The organism is Kitasatospora sp. NPDC059327 (genome assembly GCF_042752535.1).
GTDB lineage: Bacteria > Actinomycetota > Actinomycetes > Streptomycetales > Streptomycetaceae > Kitasatospora.
In genome coordinates, this window is the sequence record NZ_JBHYYB010000019.1 from 50,478 (window position 1) to 68,260 (window position 17,783).

The window sequence follows — 17,783 nt, forward strand, 5'->3', positions numbered from 1 at the left end:
TGCGTCGGGAGGGGGACGTGCTCCGGGAGGACCGGGACGCGTCGTGGTGTGGCTTCGGGAGGAGGGTGGGGGAGAGCGGGTCAGGACCCGGCGACCGGGAGGGTGTCCAGGGCCGGCCGGCCGACGGCGGCCTCCACGAGCAGTCGCTCGAAGGCGCGCAGCAACCGCTCGATCTCCGGTCGGGGGATCAGCGCGGTGTCGGCCATCAGATAGAGCAGGCAGGTGTCGGGTTCGTAGGTGGTGTGCAGGAAGAAGTCGGCGTCCTGCCGCTCCCAGCTGCCGATCAGCGAGACCTCGGTCTTCTCGGTGAGCGCCCGCAGCTGCTGCTCGGAGCCGTCGGTGGCCGGCAGCTGCTCCCAACGGTCGTTCAGGCGAACGTCGTTGAAGAAGGAGGAGAGTCGCAGGACACCGCCGCTCGCCTCCCGGGCCGCGTCGATCACCCCGTCGACCACCAGTGGGTCGTACTGGGCGAAGCGGTAGGCGTTCATCCCGGCGAGGAAGGTGGCGCGGATGACCTCCTCGAAGGTCGGCCGGGCCACGTCGAGCGAGAACAGCGCGTTGGCGGTCATCGCGGCCACCAGCCGGCGGCTGCGCTCGTCGTGCCGGTTGACGGCGATCAACTGCAGGACGGCGGTGCTGTTCCCGGTGTAGGTGCCGAGCAGCGCGGCCGTCCCGGCGAGCAGGACGGTACCGGTGCTGACCCCGCAGCGGTCGGCGAGCGTACTGGCGGCCACGGCGGCGGCGGGCGAGTTCATGCGCAGCCGCACGAAGCGCTCGGCCCCGCCCGTCTCCTCGCTCCCTTCTGTCCCTTCGGTGGACGGGAGTTGGGCGGGCGGGAACATCGCGGGCGGCACGCTGGCCAGGGTCCGGCGCCAGTACTCGACCGACGCGGTCCCGCGCGCGGCACCCGGGCCCTCGGTCTCGAACCGCGCCTGGTCGAGCGGTTGCCAGGCCGGCGGCTCCGGGTCCTGCCCGGCCAGCAGGTCGCGCAGGTCCTGTTCGACCTGCTGCACGCCCCAGAAGTCGACGCCCAGGTGCGAGAAGACCAGGGCGACCTGGACCGGCTCGCCCTGCTCCAGTACCAGGGCGCAGCGGAAGGGCCACTCCTCGCGGTGCCGGAAGGGCTCGGCGGCCAGCGCCCGGGACACCTCGTCGGCGAGCGCGGCGCCCTGGCCGGGCGGGGCTTCGTGGACGGGGACGGTCAGCTCGCCGGCGGCCGAGACGTTCTGCACCGGCCCCTGCACGGTCTGCTCGAAGCGGGTGCGCAGTGCCTCGTGACGGGAGAGCAGCCGACCCAGGGCCGCTTCGGCCCGAGCGACCGTCAGTCCTGGTGGCGCGGAGACCACACGGGGGATGTTGTAGTAGTGGGCGCCCTCGTCGAGCCACTGGATGGACTTCCAGATGGCGCGCTGACCCCAGGTCATCGGGGCGCTCTCGGTCCGGTCCCCCTGGAACCGGAGGGAGCCGACGCGACGTTGTTCCATGCCTAGGCCTCTCGGGGCTGCGCTGCGTCAGGCGGCGCGGTCGGATGACGGCGTGGTGCGGATGACGGCGTGGTGCGGGCGGGGCTGCCGCGTCCTCGGCCGGGCGCCACGGCAGTGGGGCGCCTCGGGGGTGCGGTGCGTCGTTCGGGGACGTGCGGGCAGGCCCGCGCGGCCCGCCGCGCGCGGCCGGTCCGGCGGAGCGCGAAGCGGGGCTGTGCGGTGGGTGGGGCTGTGCCGCGGTGGGATGCCGTGGTGCTGGGACGCTGCGGAGGTGGGGCTGGCTTGTGGGGCCTGGCCCTCGGTCCGGCTTCCAGAGGTGCGGGGCCGCCGATCGGGCGGCGGCCCACGTCGACCCCGGTCCGAGGTGAAGGACGGATGCGCCGACCTGCCGGCCGGTTTGCTCCATTCCACTTCGGACCCTAGCGACCCCCGCTTCCGGTTGTCCAGCACCTTCTGGCGGCCCGGCCGGCCCGGCCGGCCGGGCCGAACCGCCGGGTCCGCCCGGGGCCGGCAGTTCCGCGAATTCCTTGACGTGACTACTGGTCTAGTCCAAGCTGATCGCGGCGCACGATCATGAGCAGCAGCGGAACAAAATCGGATGTCACCCACGCCCGCCCCCTCCGCCGACCGCCCGGGTACCCCGAGGTTCCTGCTCGCGCCGCACAGCCGCCGGTCCTGCTTCGGGGTGTCTTCCAGCACCGGTACGAACGACCGCGGTCGACGCGCTTCCCGCGTCCGCTCTCCCTGCTCGTCGGTTCACCGGCTCCGTCCGTCCGGTTCGCGTCTCCCAGTTCACTCGGCTCGTCGGTCCAGCGGCACAACGGCCCGGCGGCTTCGTCAGCACATCTGTCCACGGGGGTTTTCAAGGTGCCGTCTTCCGTTCCGTCTGCCGACGCCGGATGGCTCGGCAGCCGCATCAGGCGCTGGCGCGCCGTTGTCGAGCTGCTGCGCCACGCCGGTGCCGGTCTGCTCGTGCCGGCCGTACTCGTCCACCTCGTGGTCGGACTGCTGCCGATCGCGTTCATCGCCTGGACCAGCCGCGTCATCGCCGAGATCCCGGCCGCCGCGGCGGCGGGGGGCACCGCGGGGGCGGCCTGGGAGAAGGTCGCCTCGGCACTCGGCATCGCCGTCGGGGCGTTCGTCCTGCAGCAGTTGCTGACCCCGTTCCAGACCGTGATCAGTGAGATCGTCACCCGTCGGGTCGACGGCGCCTGCATCGGCCGGCTGATGAACGGCGCGCTGAACGACCTGCCCGCCGCCGAGCTGGAACGGCAGGACGTGCTCGACCTGCTCTCGGACGCCCGCAGCGCCTTCGACCGGGCCCGGCCCACCCCGGGCGACGCCGCCGCCGGGGCCCTGGCACTGGTCGCCCGCTACGCCCAACTCGCCGGTGCCGCCGTCATGGTGACGGTCACGCTCGGTGTCGCCCCCGGGGTCATGGTGGCCGTCACCGCGCTGGTCATCCGCTTCGGCCAGCGCGGTTCGCTCGGGCGCTTCGCGACCCTGCTGGGGTCGCTGGCCGGTCCGCGCCGCCGGGTCGGCTACCTGCGCCGCGCCGCCGGCGGTCCCGAACTCGCCAAGGAGACCAGGATGCTGGGGCTGCTGCCCTGGCTGCTGGGCCGCCACGAGCAGGAGGCCCGCGACTACCTGGAGCCGCTCTGGACGGGTCGGCGCCGGCTGCTCTTCTGGCCCTTCGTCGGCCTCGCGGTGGTCGGCCTGCTCGGCGGCGGCGCCGCGCTGGTCGTCCTGGCCCGCAGCGGATCCGACGGCACGCTGTCACTGCTCCAACTCTCGGTGGCCCTCCAGGCGGTGCTGATCCCGATGCGCTTCGGCGTCTACTTCCCGGAGAGCGACGTCCAGACCCAGTACGGGCTGGCGGCCTACGACTCGCTGGTCCGCTTCGAGGCCCTGGCGCGGGCCGGCGTCCCCGTGCCGCGCACCGCCCTCGACGGCCCGGCCGGCGAAGGGCCGCCCGCCGTCGACGGCCCGATCCGCTTCGAGGGCGTCGCCTTCCGCTACCAGGAGGACGGTCCCGAGGTACTGCGCGGGCTGGAGCTGGAGCTGCTGCCCGGCCGGTCCACCGCGATCGTGGGGCTCAACGGCTCCGGGAAGACCACCCTGGTGAAGCTGCTGGCCGGGCTGCACCGGCCGACCGAGGGCCGGATCACCGCCGCCGGCACCGACCTCGCCGGGCTGCCCGCCGCCGACTGGCAGCGCCGGATCGCCGTCATCTTCCAGGACTTCACGCGCTACCAGCTCACCGCCGCCGAGAACATCGGGATGGGCCGCCCGGAGCTGCTCGGCGACCGCGCCGCGCTGCTCGCCGCCGCAGAGCGGGCCGGTGCGGCCGAGATCGTCGCGCGGCTCCCGAAGGGCCTGGACACCGTCCTGTCCACCCAGTACGAGGGCGGCAGCGACCTCTCCGGCGGGCAGTGGCAGCGCATCGCGCTGTCCCGCGCGCTGCTCGCCGTGGACGCCGGGGCCTCGCTGCTGATCCTCGACGAGCCCACCGCACAACTCGACGTCCGGGCCGAAGCGGCCTTCTTCGACCGCTTCCTGGAGATGACCGAGGGCATCACCAGCGTCATCATCGCGCACCGCTTCTCCAGCGTGCGGCGCGCGGACCGGATCGTCGTGCTGGCCGACGGCGGCGTGGTGGAGAGCGGCACCCACGAGGAGTTGATGGAGCTCGACGGCCGCTACGCCGAGCTGTTCAGGATCCAGGCGGAGCGGTTCGCGCGCGACGAGGACTCCGGTGGGAGCTCCGACGACGACCGGGCCGAAGGACAGGAAGAGGACCGCAGCATGCGCCCGGTGGGTGCCCGATGACCACACTGTTCCACGCCGTGCGCCGCCTGCTGCGGCTCGCCGCGCACTGCGACTCCCGCCGGCTGACCCACGCCGTCCTGCTGATGACCGTCGGCTACCTGGCCACGCCGCTGATCGCGGTGAGCCTCAAGGAGCTGACCACGGCCGCGATCGACGGCACCGGATCGGCCGCCACCTGGTTGGCACTGACCACGGCCCTGCTGCTGGTCGTCGAACTGACGATGAACCACTTCGCCCACCTCTCCTACTTCGAGCTGGGCGAACTGGAGGAGCTCAGCCTGCAGGCCGAGGTGATCTCGATCGCCCACGGCGACTGCGGCCTGGAGAAGCTGGACCGCGCCGATGTCGCCGATGCCCTCACCCTGATCCGCGAGGAGCTTCCGCGCACCCGGGCCGCGCTCGAAGCGGTGCTCCAACTCGGCGGCCTGGGGCTGCAGATGGCCGTCACCGCGGTACTGCTCGGCCTGCTCAACCCGTGGCTGCTGCTGCTCCCGCTGTTCGCCGTGGTGCCGGTGCTGGTCGGCAACCGGGCCCAACTCCTGGTCGACCGCGGCAAGGAGGCCACCGCGCCGGAGAACCGGCTGGGCCGGCACCTGCTCGAACTCGCCACCACCCACGCCTCCGTGAAGGAGATCCGGCTGTCCGGCGCCGCGTCGGTGCTCGTCGAGCGCCACGGCCGCGACTGGCGGCGGGCCACCGGCACCCTGGCCCGCTCCCACGCGATGGCCGGACTGCTGCGCGCGGCAGGCCAGTTGGCCTTCGCCGCCGCGTACGGCGGAGCGATCTACCTGGTGGCCCGGCAGACCGTGAACGCCGGGGTGGGCGCCGGGATCGGCGACGTCATCCTGGTCATCACGCTCGCGGCCCAGGTCAGTCTGCAGGTCTCCAGCGCGCTCACACTGCTCTCGGTGCTGCAGGGCGCCGGCCGCACCCTGCAGCGGCTGGACGGGCTGCGCGAGCCGCGCCCGGAGGCCGCGGCGGCCGGCGTCGTCCCCGACGCCATGACGGCCGGCATCCGACTGGAGGGCGTCACCTTCCGGTACCCGGGCCAGGAGCGCCCGGTACTGGACGACGTCACCCTGGACATCCCGGCGGGCGCCGCGCTCGCCGTGGTCGGAGAGAACGGGGCCGGCAAGAGCACCCTGGTCAAGCTGCTGTGCGGGCTCTACCGACCCACCGCCGGCCGGATCCTGGTCGACGGCGTCGACCTGGAGGAGTGCGACCCGAGGCTCTGGCAGCGCCGGGTGGCCACCCTGTTCCAGGACTTCGCCCGGCTGGAGCTGCGGCTGCGGGACAACGTGGGCATCGGGGACCTTGAGCGGCTGGACGACGACGCCGCGCTCGGGCAGGTGCTGGAGACCGCCGACTGCGGCGCGGCACTGGCCCGCGTCGACGGCGACCTCGACGGGCTGCTCGGCCGCGGCTACGGCGACGGGGCCGAACTCTCCGGCGGACAGTGGCAGAAGCTCGGTCTGGCCCGGGCGCTGATGCGCCGCCGCCCGCTGCTGGTGGCGCTGGACGAACCGGCCTCGGCCTTGGACGCCACCGCCGAGCACGCCCTGTTCGAGCGCTTCGCCGACCTCGCCGCGCAGGCCCGGGCCGACACCGGCGCGATCACCCTGCTGGTGTCGCACCGTTTCTCCACGGTGCGGATGGCGGACCTGATCGTGGTGCTGGAGGGCGGGCGGGTGTCGCAGGTCGGCAGCCACGCCGAACTCGCGGCCGAGGCCGGCCTGTACGCCGAGCTGTACCGTCTGCAGGCCCGCGTCTACCGGTGAGCGGCCGGGGGCGGGACCGTTCTCCCGCCCCCGCCCCCGCCCCCGCCGCCGTCCCCGTCCCCGCCGCCCGGCTGTTGCGGTCCGCCGTCCCGAGGAGGGCCTCCCGCTCCCAAGTGGCCCACTCCCGAGGAAGATCACTGGCCCTTTCCAGCGGTACACCTGCTCCCTAGCATTGATCCTGTCAGTGCGACCGAGCGGCCGACGGCCGCCCGACCCGGGAGAGCTGTGTCGATTCGTTCCATTCCGCCGGCCGGGGCCCGACGGACCCTCGCCGCCGCCCAGCTGATCAGCTCGATCGGCGACGGCGCGTACTTCACCTGCTCGGCCCTGTACTTCACCCGGATCGTGGGGCTCTCGCCCGCCCGGTTGGGGCTGGGCCTCGCGCTGGCCTGGGCGGTGGGGTCGCTCGCGGGAGTCCCGCTCGGCCACCTCGCCGACCGACGCGGGCCGCGGGGAACGGCGGTGCTGCTGGCCGTCGCCACCGGCGCGGTCGTGGCCTCCTTCCTGGTGGTCCAGTCCTTCGCGGCGTTCCTGGTCGCGGCCTCCCTCTACGCCACCACCCAGTCCGGGCTCACCGCCGCGCGCCAGGCGCTGATCGGCGGCCTGGTGACCCGCGCGGAGCGCACGGCCCTGCTCGCCCGGCTGCAGTCGACGCTCAACGCCGGCCTGGCGCTGGGCGCGGCGCTCGGCGGCGTCGTCCTGACGGTCGGGACGAGGGCGGCCTTCCTCGTCGCCTTCCTGGTCACCGCGCTGGGCTTCCTGTCGGCCGGGCTGATGCTGCTGCGACTGCCGGTGGTGGAGCCCGGCCGCGACCGGACGGGTGCCGCGCCCAAGCTGGAGGTGCTCTCCGACCGGCCGTTCGCCGTCGTGACGCTGCTCAACACCGTGCTGCTGCTGCGGATGCCGCTGCTCAGCCTGGTGATTCCGCTCTGGATCGCGGACCGGGCGCCCGGGCTCGGCTGGCTGGGTTCGGCCCTGTTCGTCCTCAACACGCTCGGGGTGATGCTGTTCCAGGTGCGGGTGGCCCGCCGCGTCACCGGGCTGCGGACGGCCGCGCGAACCGTGCGCGAGGCCGGGTTCGTCCTGCTCGCCTCCTGCGGGGTCTTCGCGCTGGCGGCGGCCGGGGGCCTGCCGCTCTGGGCGCTGGGCGCGCTGCTGGTTGCCGCGGCGGTGCTCCAGGTCGCCGGTGAGCTGCGGCAGTCGGCCGGCTCCTGGCAGATCGCCTTCGACCTGGCGCCGGCCCATCAGACCGGCCAGTACCAGGGCTTCTTCGGTTCGGGCGTGGCGGTGGCCCGTACGGTCGGGCCGCTGCTGCTCACCACGCTGCTGCTGACCTGGGGCGTGCCCGGCTGGCTGCTGCTGGGCGGGCTCTTCGCGGCGGCGGGCTGGGCGATGGGGCCGGCCGTGCGGTGGGCGGAGCGGCGGCGCCCGGGAGCGGCGGCGGCGAGCGCGGCCGGGGGTGCGGTGACGGACGAGGCACCGGAGGCCGTGCCCGCGCGGGCCTGACCGGCCGTCACCGGCGCCCGCCCTGACCCGTCGCTCCCGCTTGTCCAGACTGTCCGCTTGTCCCGACTGTCCTGCCTGCTTTGCCCTCCCGTCCCGGGGTGGCGATGTACGGTCACAGTGCGGTGGATTTTGCGCCAGAACCGGCTCCGATACCGGAAATTGCCGGACAGGTGACGTCAAGCCAGAAGAATCTACGACCGTACGTGGTCTTCCCCTCCCGAGCACCGGCTGCCAGGCTGACCGGGTTTGCTGAACCGGAGGAGGTTACGTGTCCCGTATCACCAGTCTTGCGCTGGCGGTCGCCAGCGCGTTCGCGCTCGTCGCCGGTACCGCCGTCGCCGCGTCGGCGGCACCGGATCCTGGCCCGGCGGCCGCCGAGGCCCGGGTCGATCCGGTCGCCTGGACACCGTGCAATCCCGACCCGACGAAACCGGACCCGGGAATCTACGACTGTGCCGTCTACCCCGTGCCGCTGGACTACGCGGACCCGTCCGGCGAGAAGATCGGCATCGCCATGCTGCGCCGGCGCGCCGGTGACCCGGCGAAGCGGATCGGCTCACTGTTCCTCAACCCGGGCGGACCGGGCGGCAGCGGCTACCTCTGGGCGACCACCACCCGCTTCGAGCCCGAGGTCCAGGCCCGCTTCGACCTGGTCGGCTTCGACCCGCGCGGCGTCGGCCGGAGCAACCCGCTGAAGTGCTTCACCACCGACGAGGAGGCCAACGGCGTCTTCGACCGACTGGTCGGGGTGCCGGTCACCAAGGCCGAGATCGACGGCACCCTGGCCGCCACCCGGGACTACACCGACGCCTGTGACCGCAACGCCGGCCCGCTGATCGAGCACATGTCGACCGAGAACGTCGTCCGCGACCTCGACCGGATGCGCCGGGGTGTCGGTGACCGTCAGCTCAGCTTCGCCGGGTTCTCCTACGGCACGCTGATCGGTGCCACCTACGCCAACATGTACCCCGACAAGGTCCGCGCCCTGATCATCGACGGCAACGTCGACCCGAATCTGCGGCTGCACAACGGCCTTGAGTACGACAGGCAGCGCGCGGACGGCTTCGAACTCGCGCTGGACGAGTACCTCAAGCGCTGCAAGGCGGCCGGCGCGCCGCGCTGCGCCTTCGGCACCGGTGACACCCGGGCCAGGTTCGACGCGATCCGCGACCACCTGCGCACCTCCCCGGTCACCCTGCCGAACGGCACCCAGGTGACGCTGTCCAGCTTCACCAGTCAGGTCGCCAACGCGCTCTACGCGCAGAGCCGGCAGGCGCCGCTGGCCACCTCGCTGCAGGCGCTGGACGACGTGCTCCGGCAGCAGAAGGCCCCGGCCCTGACGGCGCCGAAGAACACCGACGACGCCAACGTCCTGGCCGTGACCGTGCCCGCCGCGCTGCGCGAGGCCCCGGCGGACACCCCGTACTCGGCCGACGACTCCTACTACGGCGTCAACTGCCAGGACAAGCCCTACCCGTCGAACCCGCGGGTCTTCGCCAACGCGGCCCGTTCCTGGGAGCGCGACGCGCCGACCTTCGGCCGCTACCAGGCCTTCGACGCACCCGCCTGCGCGACCTGGCCGGCCCCGGCACGCGACGTCGAGCGCTACACCGGCCCGTGGAACCGGCGGACCGCCACCCCGGTGATGGTGATCGGCAACACCTTCGACCCGGCCACCCAGTACACCTTCGCCAAGCGCATGCAGCGCCAGCTCGGCAGCGCCGTGCTGGTCAGTGTCGACGTGGTCGAGCACTGCGCGGTCGGCCGGAGCAAGGAGCTGAACAAGCTGGTCACCTCCTACCTGGTGAACCAGGCGGTGCCGGCCCCCGGCCAGCTCCTCAAGCCTGACGCCGACGCCTTCCCGCCGGTGGCCTGACCGCACCCCGACGGCCGGTTCCCGACGGCCCGCACCCGACCGATCACCGGCCCCCTGCCCCCGCGGCAGGGGGCCGGTGCCGCGTCCGGTCCGGCCACGGGGTAAGTTTCTCTTCGGAACTCACTCAGTACGGAAAGGGAACCCTCAGATGACCACGGAGACCGGCCGCCCCGACCCGCAGCAGACCTGGACCGCCGTCGACAGCTACTTCAACGCGCTGCTGGTCGAGGAGGACGCCGCCCTGCTCGCCGCCGTCGCCGACAGCGAGGCGGCCGGTCTGCCCCCGCACCAGGTGGCGCCCAACCAGGGCAAGTTGCTCGCCCTGCTGGCCCGCGTGCACGGCGCGCGCCGGGTGCTGGAAATCGGCACCCTCGGCGGCTACAGCACCATCTGGCTCGCCCGCGCGCTGCCCGCGGGCGGCCGGGTGGTCACCCTGGAGGCCGACGAGCGGTGCGCCGCCGTCGCCACCCGCACCATCGAACGGGCCGGACTCGCCGATGTCGTGGAACTGCGCACCGGCCCGGCCCTGGACACCCTGCCGCAGCTGGAGCAGGAGGGCGGCGACCCCTTCGACCTGGTCTTCATCGACGCCGACAAGCCCAGCAACCCGGCCTACCTGGAGTGGGCGCTGCGCCTCACCCGCCCCGGCAGCCTGATCATCGGCGACAACGTGGTGCGCGACGGCGCCGTCACCGACCCGGCCAGCACCGACCCGCGCGTCCAGGGCGTCCGCACCTTCACCGAACAGATCGCCGCGCACCCCCGCCTGACCGCCACCGCCGTGCAGACCGTGGGGGAGAAGGGCTACGACGGCTTCGTCCTCGCCCTGGTCACCGGCTGACGGGCGCGCCGATCGGGCCGGTGGCGGTGCCGTACGTGGCCGTGGTCGGTGTTCTCCGGCCAGATCGGTAGCCACTGACCGGGCGACCTGGTGGGCCCGGGAGGACTGTCCAGGGGGGTGGTGCGGGGCCTTCGGTCGCCTGTCCGTGCGGGCCCGGGTCGCCTCCCTGACGGCCCCCGGTTCACGTTGTCGGACGTGAACCGGGGGCTCTTCGCGGTGCGCTCCACCCGGAGCGCCTGTGTCGGCTCAGACCTCGTCGAGGGGGATGCCCGGGTCCGTCAGCCGGTCGAGGTCGACCACCCGGTCGGTGCGGACGAGGTCGCGAATCGGGTCGGTGACGTCCCAGACGTTGACGTTCATGCCCGCGAGGACCCTTCCGCCGTCGAGCCAGAACGCGATGAACTCGCGGGTGGCGGGGTCGCCGCGGAAGACCACGCGGTCGTAGCCGCCGGGTTCGACGTAGCCGGTGTACTCCATGCCCAGGTCGTACTGGTCGGTGAAGAAGTACGGGACCCGGTCGTAGGCCGCGTCCTGGCCGAGCATCGCGCGGGCGGCGGTCTGCGGCTGGTTCAGCGCGTTGGCCCAGTGCTCGACCCGGATGTGGCGGCCGAACAGGGGGTGGAAGGCGTTGGCGACATCGCCCGCCGCGTAGATGTCCGGGTCGGAGGTGCGCAGGTGCTGGTCGGTCCTCACCCCGTTGTCGAGCTCCAGCCCGGCCGAGGCGGCGAGCGCCGTGTCGGGGGCGATGCCGATGCCGACGATCACCGTGTCCGCCGCCACCGTCGTCCCGTCCGCGAGCCGGACGCCGGTGACCGCGCCGTCCTTGCCGGTCAGCTCCTCGACCTGGGCGCCGAACCGCAGGTCGACCCCGTGGTCGCGGTGCAGGTCCGCGAAGACCTGCGCGACCTCGCGGCCGAGCACCCGTAGCAGGGGGAGCTCGGCCGCCTCCAGCACGGTGACCTCGGCGCCCGCCGTCCGGGCCGCGGCCGCCGTCTCCAGGCCGATCCAGCCGGCCCCGATCACCGCGACCCGGGCACCCGGTGCCAGTGCCGCCCTGATCCGGTCGCTGTCCTCGACCCGGCGCAGGTAGTGCACGCCCTCCTGGTCCGCGCCGGGCACGGGCAGCCGGCGCGGTACCGAACCGGTGGTGAGCAGCAGCTTCGCGTACTCGATCCGGCCGTCGTCGGCGAGTGTGACGGTGTGCGCGGCCGGGTCGACCGAGGTGACGGTGGTGCCCAGGCGCAGCGTCACGTCGTGGTCGGCGTACCACTGCGGCGGATGGACGTAGATCTTCTCGCGCGGCGTCTTGCCGAGCAGGTAGCCCTTGGAGAGCGGCGGTCGTTCGTAGGGCCGCTCGTGCTCGGCGCCGATCAGGACGATGCCGCCCCGGTGACCGGCTTCGCGCAGGGCTTCGGCCGCCTTCGCACCGCCCAGGGAGGCGCCGACGATGACGAACGGCCGCTCGTGCCCGCTGCCGTCGTCCGTTCCCGCTGTGTCCGTGGTCATGCTGAACCCCTCGCTCTCCGGCCGGAATCACGGACAGCCTGCCGCCGGCCGAAGGGCCTGTCGAGGCCACGCGAGGCGCGCCGCGACAGGCTCCCCCGAACGGGTGAAGCGAGGGTGTGCGGGGTTTAGGGGCGCGGTGTCGGGACGTCAGGCGTCAGGGTGTGATGGCGTCAGGGTGTGATGGCGTCAGGGCGTCATGGCGTCGCGGACCAGTGCGGTGTCGACGAACTGCTCGAAGCGGACGATCCGGCCGCCGCGCACGGTGAAGTGATGGGCCACCCGCACGGCGAGCGGCCGGCGGGTGGCCCGGTTGACCGCGGTGTAGCGGGCCAGCACCACCACGTCCTCACCGGCCACCACGTAGCGGTCGTCGTGCGCCGTCCAGTCCTCCCAGTCGGTGGCCAGCCGTTCCATCACGCCGTTGGTGACGCCCTTCGGGGTCCGGTACGTACCGGCCAGCGGGAAGCCGGCCATCTCCGTCCACTCGACGTCCTCGGCCAGGGTGGCCCGCAGCGCGGCCAGGTCGCCGCGCGCCGAGGCCAGGTACTGGCGGCGCACCACGTCGGCGGGCGCGTCGGACTCGGCGAACGACGCCTCGGACTTCGGGATCTCGATCATCGCGGCTCAGCCCCAGACCATCTCGCCCTTGGCGACCTTCGTCCCGAGGTCGACCGCCAGTGCCATGCCGAGCCCCGGGTAGCGACGCTCCAGCGCCGCCCTGGCCGCCGCCGCGTCGGCGGTCCGGCCGATCTCCGTCTCGAAAGCGCGCAGATAGTCGCGGGTGTGCACGATCGCGCTGCTGTCGGTGGGCGCGTCGGCGGTCCGGTGACCGGCCACCACGAACTCCGGCTCCAGCGCCTCCATACCGTCCAGCAGATCGATCCAGGCGGCCCGCTGCGCGGGGGTCGGGGTGTCGGCGGTCCAGACGTGCAGGCCCTCGAAGAGCAGCACCCCGCCGAGGAGCGCCCGGTGGTGGTGCTGCCAGAGGTAGTGCCGGTCCGGCAGGTGGAAGTCGGCCCCGCGCAGTTCGAACCGGTGCCCCTCGAAGACGACCTCGTCGCCGTGCAGCACCTCCGGCCGGACCAGGCGGGTCGGCAGCTCCGGTCCGAGGTGTGCCCAGGCCTTGAGCTTGCCCTCGTACGTCTCCCGGATGTGCTCGACGGTGGACGCCGTGGCCAGGAAGCGCGCCTGCGGGAAGGCGTCCTGCACCTCCTGCGCGCCGAAGTAGAAGTCCGGGTCGCCGTGGCTGACGAACACCGTGGTCAGCCGCTTGCCGGTGGCCCGGATCCGCTCGACCAGCCGGCGCCCGTCGGAGCGGGTGAACCCGGCGTCCACCAGCAGGGCGTCGGTGGGCCCGGTCACCAGCACGGAGGTCTTGTTGAGCGAGCTGTCGGGGCCGTCGACGACCTCGAAGTCGAGGGAACTCATGCGGGGTGTCCTTCCTCGGGCCGGCCCGGCCGCCGTACACCGGGCACGCGTCGCCGCCCAGCATCGGCGAGCGGCGGTGGGCCCGCACCTCGGGCGGGGCGGACGGGGGACAGGGGGCGGGAGGGGCGGCGGACGGGAGGGGCGGGAGGAAACCGTGGCCCGGGGCGGCGGGGGTTTCACGGCCGGTTCGCCGGCTCCCCGGCGAGGGTCCACAGGGTGAGGTCGCTGCTCGTCGCCACCGCCAGGGTCCGCCCCGACGGGGAGAAGCCGGCGGCGCGGAAGGTCGACCAGGAGGAGTGGAACACATGCCACCAGGTCTCGCCGTGCTCGCCCTCGTACGGGCCGCGGCCGGTGCAGAGCAGGACCCGCTCGTTCGGCCACTCCGGGACCACGACCTCGACGTGCCAGCCGTCGTCGCCGCCGGTGTGCAGCCCGCCGCCGTGGAAGCCGGCCACCGGGACGCGGACGTCCGCGATCGGACCGATGCCGGGACAGGCGAGATCCGGGCCGTCCGGCTCCTCGTCCGGTTCGTACACTCGGGCGATCTTCTCGCCGGTCGTCGCGTCGAAGAGGCCGTGCCCGCCGGTGGAGACCACCAGGACGAGGTCACCCCCGGTGGCCGGGTCGGTGGCGAAGCCGATCCCGAGCAGTCCGCCGACCGGGATCTGGCCGGGCCCGACCGGCCGCCACGGCGCGGGTGGCGCCGTGACGGCCGGGGCGAGGAAGCGGTCGCGGAGTCGCTGCTGGTACACGGTGACGGCCATGGGGACGATCGTCCCACCGGCGTTCCGTCACCCTTTCGGCGCCAGCCTGGTGACCGCCGCCGCCGCGAGCAGGGTGGCGGCCGCCAGCACCGGCCAGAGCGCGCCCGGTCCGACGGCCAGCAGCGTGGTCAGCACCACCGGGGCCAGCGCGCGGCCGATGCCCATCGACACCTCCCAGCGGGCGAGCGCCCGCCCGAGCAGCCCGGGCGGCGCGGTGGCGGCGACCAGGGCCGTCCCCGAACCGGTGTAGAGGATCTCGCCGAGCGTGAAGAGCACCGAGACGGCGGCCAGGGTGGCCGCTCCGGCCGTGCCGCCGATCGCGGTGGCCGCCCAGAAGCCCAGGTAGGAGAGGGCGAGGACGGCGCCGGAGGTGGCCAGCACGGCCCGCCGGGACCGGTTGCCGAGGCGGAGCACGATCGCCAGCTGGAGCGTGATCACCAGCACGGTGTTGCCCACGAACACGCCCGAGGACCAGGCCGGGGAGGCGTGCAGGTGAAGGACGAGTACCGCGGGCAGGGCCACCTCCAGGACGTCGAAGCAGAACGCGTAGGGGAGGTTGGCGGCGCTCAGCAGACCGATCCGGCGCAGCGCCGGCCCGGCTGCCCGGCGGGAGTCCGTTGCCCGGCGGGAGTCCGTTGCCCGGCGGGAGTCCGCTGCCGGGCGGGGGCCGGCGCCGGGTGTGGGACCGGTCGCGGTGACCCGGAGCGAGTGCACCAGACCCGCCGCGACCAGGCACGCGGCGGCCGTCACCCCGGCGAGCAGCCGGATCGCGCCCGATCCACCGGCCACGGCGAAGGTGGCGAGCAGCGCGCCCGCGCCCAGGCCCGCGTTGCGCAGCGTGCGGCCGGCGGCCAGGGCCGCGTCCCTGACGCGCCCCTCGGTGAGCGTGCTGACCACGGCCGCGTGGGTGGTCGGCCAGGACTGGCTGCCGATCCCGAGCAGCACGGCGGCCGCCGTGAACCCGCCGAGGCCGTCCGCCACGAGCAGCGCCACCGCGCCGGCCGCCCGGACCAGCAGGGTCGCCGCCGCCGGGAGGCTGCGCGCGCCGCGGTCGATCCAGCGTCCGGTCAGCGGGAGCACCAGCAGGCCCGCCACCATGCCGACGGACATCGCCAGACCGACCGTGCCCGCGTCGAGCCGCAGCACGCCGATGCCGTAGAGCAGCAGGAACGGGCGGAGCAGACCGGTCCCGAGGGCGTCCACCAGCAGCGCGGCCGCGTAGCGGCGGCCGCCGGCGGCGGTGAGCAGGGCGAACAGCGCGGCGGGGTCGGTGAGCAGCGCGGCGGCCCTCGCCCGCGGCGGCTCGTCGGGACCGGTGCGTACGGGGACGGGGCCGTCGGGTTCGGTGCCTACGGGGCCGTCGGGCTTCGGACGCGGCGGGCCGTCGGGCTCGTCGTGCGACCGGGTGGGCGGGGCGGTGGGCGGGTCCGACGGGCGGCCGTCACGGGCGGCGCTGCCACCGGAGCGGGACTTCTGCTGGAGCGGGGTCATGGCCGGTACCGTGCGCCCCGGAACCGTCCCTGAGCACGTCGATTGACGACTCCCGTCAATCGAGCGCGGAGCCCCCGCACCCGGCTGGCAGGATCAGGGGGTGAGCCTCAGCATCGACGTCACCGCGCTGCCCGACGGGCACCTGCACTTCACGCCCTCGCCGCTGGCCGAGCTGACGGCGATGCTGCACGTCCTCGCTGAGCCCGGGCACCATCCCGCACTGCACGGCTGGGCGGCGAGCACGGCGGCCTCGATCTCTCCCGAGCTGTCCGAGCGCCTGTCGGAGGCCGACTTCCTGTGGCGGTCCTCGCGCGCCGACTTCCTCGTCCCCGGTCTGCCGGGGGCCACCCTGGCCGACGAACTGGACGCGGTCGACCGGATCGACGACGAACTGTACGTCCGGGCCGCCGTCACGATGAGCTGCGGGACGTCCCGGCTCGGCGACCGCCGTGCCTCGCCGCTCACCGACCCGGTGGCGCAGGAGCGCGCCCGGGAGCTCGCGCTGGCCCGGGGGCCCCGGCAGGCCGACTTCACCGAGCGGCTGTTCGCCGACCCGCCGGCCGTCCGGGCCCTGGTCCGGCGGATGCTGGAGGAGTGCGGGGAGGCCTTCTTCACGCAGGCCTGGCAGCGGGTGCTGCCGGACCTCGCCGCCGACGCCCGGCACAAGGCGGACCTGCTCGCCCGGCACGGCGCCGAGGAGGCGCTCGCGGCGGTGTCCCCCTCGGTGGCGCTGGAGGAGCTGGCGGACGGGAGGCGGCGGATCGTCGTCGACAAGCTGCAGGACAACGCCACCAGGGCCGCCGCCGGGGGAGTGACGTTCATCCCGACCGCGTTCGGGTACCCGCACCTGCTGGTGGTGCACGCGGCCGGGTGGCGGCCGGTGGTGCAGTACCCGATCCCGGAGGGCGGGCTGCCCGAACCGGTCTCGCTCGCCGTGGTGCAGCAGCGGCTGGAGGCGCTGGCCCATCCGGTCCGGCTCCGGCTCGCACGCACGATGGCGCGCGGCCCGCACACCACGGGCGAGTTGGCGGCGGCCTGGCACCTCAGCGCACCCGAGGTGTCGCGGCATCTCGCGGTGCTGCGCCGGGCCGGGCTGCTCACCACCCGGCGGCGCGGGCGGTACATGCTCTACCAGCTCGATCTGACGAACAGCGCCCGGCTGGGCTCCGACCTGCTGGAGGCGGTGCTGCGCTGACGGTGCTGACGGTGCCACGGGGGCGCGCTCGGTGGGGCCCCAGGGCGTGCGGCGCCGGACGCACCCCCGGGTCGGGTCGGCGGCCGGGAACAGGAGGGCAAGGGGAGGCGTTCGAGCGATCATGATCAATGACGATGCACCGGCGGCCGTTCCCGAGACCGACATCCTGCGCTACGCCGCCTTCGCCGGCGACCCGGCCGGTGGGAACCCGGCCGGTGTGGTGCTCGACGCCGCCGGCCTCTCGGCGGAGCGGATGCTCGCCATCGCCGCCGAGGTCGGTTACTCCGAGACGGCCTTCCTGGTACCGGACGCGGCGGCCGCCGCCGTCGCGGGCCGGGCCGGGGCCGGCTACGCCGTGCGGTACTTCAGTCCGCTGCTGGAGGTGCCGTTCTGCGGCCATGCCACCGTGGCCTCCGCCGTCGCGCTCGCCGAGCGGTCGGGCCCCGGCCGCTACGTCTTCGCCACCGCGGCCGGCGAGGTGCCGATCGACGTGGACAAGGGCGCGGACGGCACGCTGCGCGCCACCCTGACCAGTGTCGAGCCGCACGTCGAGGAGGTGAACGAGGCCGATGTCGCCGAAGCGCTCGCGCTGCTCGGCTGGTCGGCCGAGGAGCTGGACGCGGCGCTGCCGCCGCGGATCGCCTACGCCGGTGCCCGGCACCTGGTGCTGGCGGCCGCCACCCGTGACCGGCTGGCCCGGCTGGACTACGACTTCGACGGCCTGGCGGCCCACATGACGGCCCGCGGGCTGACCACCCTCCAGCTGGTCTGGCGCGAGAGCGAGCACGTGTTCCACGTCCGGAACCCGTTCCCGGTCGGCGGCGTGGTGGAGGACCCGGCGACCGGCGCGGCCGCCGCGGCCTTCGGCGCCTACCTGCGGGAGCGGGGCGCGGTGACGGTACCGGCCGTCCTGACCCTCCACCAGGGCGAGGACCTCGGCCGCCCGGGCGTGCTCGGCGTCGAACTCCGCGAGGGCGACAACCGCGTCCGGGTCTCGGGAGCGGGGGTGGCGATCCCCTAGTGCGGTGACGGCACCAGGTCCACCGGGGGTGCGGCCACGCAGCACCGGGGTGCCGCGTGGCCTG

The 17,783-nt window shown here is 74.1% G+C and carries 13 protein-coding genes; 7 read left to right on the forward strand and 6 right to left on the reverse strand.

The features are described from left to right. Positions 1-80: 80 nt before the first annotated feature. Positions 81-1,484, reverse strand: coding sequence for a condensation domain-containing protein (locus ACFXHB_RS14430; RefSeq protein WP_380574429.1), 1,404 nt, complete (start codon positions 1,482-1,484; stop codon positions 81-83). 867 nt (positions 1,485-2,351) lie between these two features. Here ACFXHB_RS14430 and ACFXHB_RS14435 point away from each other — a divergent pair. The 5 genes from ACFXHB_RS14435 (at position 2,352) to ACFXHB_RS14455 (ending at position 10,314) form a co-directional block, all read left to right on the forward strand. Beyond that, positions 2,352-4,313, forward strand: a complete 1,962-nt coding sequence (locus ACFXHB_RS14435; protein WP_380574430.1) for an ABC transporter ATP-binding protein — start codon at positions 2,352-2,354, stop codon at positions 4,311-4,313. Then, entirely contained in the window at positions 4,310-6,091 is a 1,782-nt protein-coding gene (locus ACFXHB_RS14440; protein ID WP_380574431.1) for an ATP-binding cassette domain-containing protein, read from the forward strand. Before ACFXHB_RS14435 ends, ACFXHB_RS14440 begins: the two co-directional genes overlap by 4 nt. 225 nt (positions 6,092-6,316) lie before the next feature. Then, entirely contained in the window at positions 6,317-7,597 is a 1,281-nt protein-coding gene (locus ACFXHB_RS14445; protein WP_380574432.1) for an MFS transporter, read from the forward strand. 268 nt (positions 7,598-7,865) lie between these two features. Further along, positions 7,866-9,473, forward strand: coding sequence for an alpha/beta fold hydrolase (locus tag ACFXHB_RS14450; protein WP_380574434.1), 1,608 nt, complete (start codon positions 7,866-7,868; stop codon positions 9,471-9,473). Between the two features lie 148 nt (positions 9,474-9,621). Then, positions 9,622-10,314: an O-methyltransferase gene (locus ACFXHB_RS14455; protein ID WP_380574435.1), complete on the forward strand. Its 693-nt coding sequence runs from the start codon at positions 9,622-9,624 to the stop codon at positions 10,312-10,314. Positions 10,315-10,560: 246 nt separating this feature from the next. On the opposite strand, the gene ACFXHB_RS14460 is transcribed toward ACFXHB_RS14455, so the two are convergent. The 5 genes from ACFXHB_RS14460 to ACFXHB_RS14480 all read right to left on the reverse strand — a co-directional run bounded on the left by ACFXHB_RS14460 (position 10,561) and on the right by ACFXHB_RS14480 (position 15,503). After that, entirely contained in the window at positions 10,561-11,820 is a 1,260-nt protein-coding gene (locus ACFXHB_RS14460) for an NAD(P)/FAD-dependent oxidoreductase (RefSeq protein WP_380574437.1), read from the reverse strand. Between the two features lie 186 nt (positions 11,821-12,006). Then, positions 12,007-12,438, reverse strand: a complete 432-nt coding sequence (locus tag ACFXHB_RS14465; RefSeq protein WP_380574438.1) for a nuclear transport factor 2 family protein — start codon at positions 12,436-12,438, stop codon at positions 12,007-12,009. A 6-nt stretch (positions 12,439-12,444) separates the two neighbouring features. After that, positions 12,445-13,248, reverse strand: coding sequence for an MBL fold metallo-hydrolase (locus tag ACFXHB_RS14470; protein WP_380574439.1), 804 nt, complete (start codon positions 13,246-13,248; stop codon positions 12,445-12,447). Positions 13,249-13,424: 176 nt separating this feature from the next. Further along, positions 13,425-14,012 (reverse strand): hypothetical protein, encoded by a 588-nt coding sequence (locus tag ACFXHB_RS14475; RefSeq protein ID WP_380574440.1) that lies wholly within the window; start codon positions 14,010-14,012, stop codon positions 13,425-13,427. Between the two features lie 27 nt (positions 14,013-14,039). Continuing rightward, positions 14,040-15,503 (reverse strand): MFS transporter, encoded by a 1,464-nt coding sequence (locus ACFXHB_RS14480; RefSeq protein ID WP_380574441.1) that lies wholly within the window; start codon positions 15,501-15,503, stop codon positions 14,040-14,042. 100 nt (positions 15,504-15,603) lie between these two features. Here ACFXHB_RS14480 and ACFXHB_RS14485 point away from each other — a divergent pair, with 100 nt between their 5' ends. Together ACFXHB_RS14485 and ACFXHB_RS14490 are read left to right on the forward strand one after the other, a co-directional pair. Continuing rightward, positions 15,604-16,698, forward strand: a complete 1,095-nt coding sequence (locus ACFXHB_RS14485; protein WP_380574443.1) for a DUF5937 family protein — start codon at positions 15,604-15,606, stop codon at positions 16,696-16,698. A 121-nt stretch (positions 16,699-16,819) separates the two neighbouring features. After that, positions 16,820-17,719: a PhzF family phenazine biosynthesis protein gene (locus ACFXHB_RS14490; protein WP_380574444.1), complete on the forward strand. Its 900-nt coding sequence runs from the start codon at positions 16,820-16,822 to the stop codon at positions 17,717-17,719. The last annotated feature ends 64 nt before the right edge of the window (positions 17,720-17,783 follow it).

Bases quoted from the DNA above. Each gene is read 5' to 3' on its own strand.
- ACFXHB_RS14430 (WP_380574429.1), bottom strand. From the start codon at position 1,484: ATGGAACAACGTCGCGTCGGCTCCCTCCGGTTCCAGGGGGACCGGACC.
- ACFXHB_RS14440 (WP_380574431.1), top strand. From the start codon at position 4,310: ATGACCACACTGTTCCACGCCGTGCGCCGCCTGCTGCGGCTCGCCGCG.
- ACFXHB_RS14455 (WP_380574435.1), top strand. From the start codon at position 9,622: ATGACCACGGAGACCGGCCGCCCCGACCCGCAGCAGACCTGGACCGCC.
- ACFXHB_RS14460 (WP_380574437.1), bottom strand. From the start codon at position 11,820: ATGACCACGGACACAGCGGGAACGGACGACGGCAGCGGGCACGAGCGG.
- ACFXHB_RS14465 (WP_380574438.1), bottom strand. From the start codon at position 12,438: ATGATCGAGATCCCGAAGTCCGAGGCGTCGTTCGCCGAGTCCGACGCG.
- ACFXHB_RS14470 (WP_380574439.1), bottom strand. From the start codon at position 13,248: ATGAGTTCCCTCGACTTCGAGGTCGTCGACGGCCCCGACAGCTCGCTC.
- ACFXHB_RS14475 (WP_380574440.1), bottom strand. From the start codon at position 14,012: ATGGCCGTCACCGTGTACCAGCAGCGACTCCGCGACCGCTTCCTCGCC.
- ACFXHB_RS14480 (WP_380574441.1), bottom strand. From the start codon at position 15,503: ATGACCCCGCTCCAGCAGAAGTCCCGCTCCGGTGGCAGCGCCGCCCGT.
- ACFXHB_RS14490 (WP_380574444.1), top strand. From the start codon at position 16,820: ATGATCAATGACGATGCACCGGCGGCCGTTCCCGAGACCGACATCCTG.